Raw genomic sequence first — 1,320 nt, forward strand, 5'->3', positions numbered from 1 at the left:
AGAGTCAGCTTAGTAAAATATTTAACTTTCTGGAACTATCAGACTTGCAGACCACCCCAAAAAGCTATACTTAACGACAGGTCATTTTGGACTGGTGTTTTGAGGACTTTTTACGCCGGTGATGACACCAACAGTAGGTCAGCCCCATCAAAAGCTTTACAACAGAACTACGTAATATTTAAGAAACTGTTAAACCTGAACACCTGAAATACGTAATAATCAGAATAAGAAAAAGTATGTCGGGCTTATTTATCAACAGAAAACCCTATAAATAGAATCGAAGAGAAATCATAAAAATGAAATAAATGTTCCTTTATGAATTAAAAAATCAAACTAAAAATGAATATTCATCTATTATGGTACTTTGTAAAAATTATGAGATCGGAATAACTTGATAAAGATTTAAAGGTAAGCCACAGATGAATAGTTCAGGTTCCTATTTTGGCCAAGCAGACAGGTATGCTTTGCTTGGCCAGCTTCAGCCGACACCAACGCATAACAGGCCAAATAATCAGACACAGTATCCATCTGGCCGTCAACCAACACCAGCAAAGACGTCAAATGGTTTGGCGTGCGCCCCAACACGACCTACCACTTTTATGAATAAGCCTGCATCATTTCATAATGCCAATATGCAATCAATTGAGCCTCAGTCACCCGAACGACGAGTAACAGTTCATTTTTCAGAAGTGACTCAATGGAGATGTGGAACATTTGAAACTACTCCTCAAGGAGCTCAACAACTTTTAGATCAGGGCTTTACCGAGATCTCCTCCTTGGAATGTCTACCTGGTCAAAATGTTGAGACGCGTACCACCATCACTACTGTAGATCCAAATCGAAACCAGCTTACACAGCCAGTACCTCGGCAAGTATTTCAACAATTGTCAGCACCTTCATCACCGACCAGAACACCCTCTGTTACCCCTCCCCATTGCTCCCCCCAAGGGTATTCTTTGGCGAAGGAGTCTGGTGCTGGTAGCTTCTCTTCTCTTCCCCAACCTTGGAATAATATTCAACTAGGCTACTACGACTTTCCGAATCCCTACAACAGAGGTGGACCAGAAGGCTTTTAAAGTGAGATGGACTGCCTGCTCTGACCCGATAAAATCTGAAGATAAGTATGCGTATACCACTTATCTTCAGATTTTGATGGTAATAGGTATTCTACTCTCAAATGAGAGTCTCTGATATGTACGCGCTTTTCATCAAAAATTCGTAATCTTATATGCTCTAAAAAAGACATTTCTTAAATAACAGCGTTTAATACATAAGAACACATCTATTAATAATCAAAAAGTCGATCATATTGATTCATAT

The 1,320-nt window shown here is 39.4% G+C and carries 1 protein-coding gene; it reads left to right on the forward strand.

Features of this window, described 5'->3' with window-relative positions; translation table 11 throughout:
- Nucleotides 1-419: 419 nt before the first annotated feature.
- Nucleotides 420-1,076 carry a hypothetical protein gene (locus tag AK963_RS32840; protein WP_139117779.1) on the forward strand — a complete coding sequence of 219 codons (657 nt, stop codon included), beginning with the start codon at nucleotides 420-422 and terminating at the stop codon, nucleotides 1,074-1,076.
- The last annotated feature ends 244 nt before the right edge of the window (nucleotides 1,077-1,320 follow it).

The sequence above is a fragment of the Endozoicomonas atrinae genome (assembly GCF_001647025.1).
Lineage (GTDB): Bacteria > Pseudomonadota > Gammaproteobacteria > Pseudomonadales > Endozoicomonadaceae > Endozoicomonas > Endozoicomonas atrinae.